The 3,196-nt window shown below is 42.0% G+C and carries 4 protein-coding genes, 2 pseudogenes and 1 other annotated feature; of the genes and pseudogenes, 5 read left to right on the forward strand and 1 reads right to left on the reverse strand.

Annotation, left to right across the window (positions count from 1 at the left end; translation table 11 throughout):
- The first annotated feature begins 190 nt into the window (after window positions 1–190).
- Window positions 191–306, forward strand: a sequence feature (AL1L pseudoknot).
- Window positions 307–380: 74 nt separating this feature from the next.
- The 5 genes and pseudogenes from QMA12_RS22265 to QMA12_RS21870 all read left to right on the forward strand — a co-directional run bounded on the left by QMA12_RS22265 (window position 381) and on the right by QMA12_RS21870 (window position 2,943).
- On the forward strand, window positions 381–530 hold the full coding sequence (locus QMA12_RS22265; RefSeq protein ID WP_356948040.1) for an IS3 family transposase: 150 nt from the start codon (window positions 381–383) through the stop codon (window positions 528–530).
- A 19-nt stretch (window positions 531–549) separates the two neighbouring features.
- Window positions 550–921, forward strand: a pseudogene (locus QMA12_RS21855) (IS481 family transposase); the annotation flags it as partial.
- 64 nt (window positions 922–985) lie between these two features.
- Entirely contained in the window at window positions 986–1,264 is a 279-nt protein-coding gene (locus QMA12_RS21860; protein WP_290211485.1) for a hypothetical protein, read from the forward strand.
- A gap of 390 nt (window positions 1,265–1,654) precedes the next feature.
- Window positions 1,655–2,092, forward strand: a pseudogene (locus QMA12_RS21865) (ATP-binding protein); the annotation flags it as partial.
- A 101-nt stretch (window positions 2,093–2,193) separates the two neighbouring features.
- Entirely contained in the window at window positions 2,194–2,943 is a 750-nt protein-coding gene (locus QMA12_RS21870; RefSeq protein WP_290211486.1) for an IS4 family transposase, read from the forward strand.
- 30 nt (window positions 2,944–2,973) lie between these two features.
- Here QMA12_RS21870 and QMA12_RS21875 read toward each other — a convergent pair.
- Window positions 2,974–3,196, reverse strand: a 223-nt coding sequence (locus QMA12_RS21875; protein ID WP_290211487.1) for an ATP-binding protein, incomplete at its 5' end; no start/stop codon positions are given.

The raw sequence follows: 3,196 nt of genomic DNA on the forward strand, positions 1-3,196 counted from the left end.
TTTCTAATTTAATTGCTGCAGAATACGTTGCACGTTTAAATTTTGTCATTTTTTCACCCAAATTTGTATGCTTATTAGCATAACATTTCTTTCTTAATGGGTGGCCAAAATTACTGTACCACTACATGGCTACTTTAGAGCGTGAGAATAAAGAATTAAAGCGAACGAATGATATTTTGAGGCAAGCTGCCGCTTTTTTCGCCCAGGCGGAGCTCGACCGCAAACAGAAATAAGCGTGGCTTTTATAGATGCTTGTCGTGAGCATTACAGTGTCGAGTCAATTTGTAAGGAATTGCTCATGCATCTTCAACGTATTACGCCCACAAACAGCGACAGAGGCAGCCTGAACGACTATCTAACCGCAAAAGCGTGATGCTGAGTTGATGATACTCATTCGCCAAGTGTGGGAAGATAACATGTCTGTTTATGGAGCAAGGAAAATATGGAAACAACTGCAACTTGACGGCCACCAAGTGGCCCGTTGCACTGTTGAGCGACTAATGCGAAATATATATGAACAAAGAAATTAGACAGCGCTTAATTTAGTTTCTCAGACTGAGAAACTAAAGAAAGCTCGGTGCTAGAAGAACTCAAAATAAACTCCTTCGCGAGCATTGTTTTGAACTATTACTTGTCTTAATTCATAAAGTGCCAACAAAATATGAAGTTAAGCCACTAGTATTTCAGCGGAAGAAAAAAGACTTCATTCGTTACCAAAGACCGACTCATGGTGACCGCGTACAGATGGATACATGTAAAATCGCACCAAGAATCTACCAGTACACTGCTATTGATGATTGCTCTAGATATCGGGTGTTAGACGTGTTTAAACGAAGAACTGCAGCTAATACCTTAAGCTTCATCGATAAGGTAATAGAGGAAATGCCATTCCCTATACAACGTATACAAACTGACCGTGGTACATGTTATCAGCAATGAAAAAATGCACCAGTTAACTTAGCACTAGTGCTTTTGGGTAAGCACCATGATTTCAAAAGAAGAGTTCATGAAAATAAAAGCCTTAGCCATGCAAGGAATGTCGCAACGAGCCATTGCTAAACAGCGCAATACCGTTAAAAAATACCTTCAAGGTGACTTTGACGAGCCGCATTATGCTACTCGTAAAACCAGGGGTTCAAAATTAGAAGCCTTTAAACCTTATCTGCACTCTCGATTAGCTAAAGCTGCTCCTCTACACCTATCAGCCGTTGTTTTACTCAGAGAAATTAAAGAGCAAAGCTATACAGGAGAAATATCGAGGTAACGTTTAACCCCAAGCCATTGTCCGCTTTGAAACAGAAGCTGGCAGTTGATTAGGGGCAAATGCGCGCAGGAAAGTCACCTCTGCATGCTTTCGTCGTATAGCCGTGCATTGTTTGTCGTTATTACTGACAACATGTGCTATGAATCGCTCTAAGCATATCATCGCAAGCCTTTGGCATTCCACAGCTGGCGGAAGTGACAATGCCTGTATTTGATATGCTCAACCGTTACATCATGACTTAAACATTTACGCGCAGTTTTCGGAGGCATTATGAACTTATAACTCGTACATTTACATGAACTAACGAGGAGCTGCAACTCGCTGGTGTTGAAACGAACGCAACAACGCTAGCACAGCAAGCAGCAAAAGAATTTATAGTTATTAGAGCGCGTACTGCAAAGTGAGCAGTCATACCGGCACCAACGTAAACAGGTTATGTTTACGCGTATGGCTGGATTTCCGTCATCAAAGTCACTCGAGGAATTTGATTTTACGTTTGCCACCGGTGTACCCAAAAAAAACAGGTTAACGAGTTTACCAAGCTCGACACGACTAAAACGTCGATTACAGCGGCTGATATCAAAGTTAGAGCCCCCACTGACGCCGCTTAGCTTTGCCAGTGGATGTCGTCAAGTATTACAATGCTTAGCCTCTGCATATAGGCGCCATTGTTTTTGGTATTCTTTTAGACCAATTAATTCAGTGCAAGTAGAAGGTGAACATTCAATATTACACTTTACATGCTCGCAATTAGATAAGTATCCGGCACCTTGCACTGTACCAGTAGAATCCGTAGATAAAATGACATTATTATCATCTCTTAACTGATTCAAAACGGCACATAATAGTTAATGCTGATCGTTTAAACTAATTGAACGATCTTTCAAAGGGCTCATAATAGGCTACAACAGAAGTTGTGGCCTATTTTTATGTCTGAATTTATTAAAGAATTACACCTTACTACTGAGTTTTGCCAAGATCGCGATATTGATTCGTTCACTAAGCACATTCCCCTTGAGTGGATTGAAGAAGCTGTTATCCAAACAGGAAGAGCCTCTGTACGCAAACGACGCTTCCCCGCCGAACAAGCCGCTTGGCTTGTGTTAGGAATTGGTTTATTAAGAAACCGCTCAATATCTGAAGTCTGTGACAAACTAGAGCTCGCTTTTCCTGACGCTAAAGGAGAGCTTCCGCCATTGGCGACCAGCAGTATTATAAAAGGGAAAGAAAAGCTAGGCGCAGCGCCTATGAAACACCTTTTTAAACATACAGCAACGCAGTCGGAGCAGTCGCAAATTTTTGATGACGTGTGTGGTTTAAAGCTGCTAAGCGTTGACGGTACACAATTTAAAACCCAAGATACACCGAGTAACCGTCATTTTGGCTATGCTCAATCGACAACGAACTTCCCCTCAGTACTTGCTGTGACCTTGATGTCGACAAGAACGCATTTAATATCCGATGCAGCGTTTGGCCCCATTACTCAAAGTGAAGTTCATTATGCTCAACAGCTTGTTGGCTCAGCACCTGAACATTCACTAACTCTATTTGATAGAGGTTTCTTTTCGGCTGAACTATTCACGAGCTGGCAAGGTGTTAGCGAAAATCATCATTGGCTTACGCCTGTTAATTTGCACCCTAAAGGCGCCAGCTATTTGCGGCCTAATGGAGCCACCTAAACATGCTCTTTTTGCCCTCAAACAAGTTGATTATTGACCGCTTTTTGCCGCGCGTCCAATGCTGTTAGTTTTTGCCGTGTTTTCTTCTCTTAATCTTCGATAGCTTTCTCCTTCTAATATTAATCGATAAGCGTTGTGGCGAAGTCGGTCAAGTGTGGCTGAGCCAAGCAGTTTATTCTGGAAGGCGTCTCCCCATTCTGTAAAGTCTAAATTGCTCGTAATAATGGTGGCATGTTGTTCGTAACGCTCATCA

The organism is Pseudoalteromonas sp. APC 3893, assembly GCF_030408095.1.
In the GTDB taxonomy this organism is placed as follows: Bacteria; Pseudomonadota; Gammaproteobacteria; order Enterobacterales; family Alteromonadaceae; genus Pseudoalteromonas.

Bases quoted from the DNA above. Each gene is read 5' to 3' on its own strand.
- QMA12_RS21860 (WP_290211485.1), top strand. From the start codon at position 986: ATGATTTCAAAAGAAGAGTTCATGAAAATAAAAGCCTTAGCCATGCAA.
- QMA12_RS21870 (WP_290211486.1), top strand. From the start codon at position 2,194: ATGTCTGAATTTATTAAAGAATTACACCTTACTACTGAGTTTTGCCAA.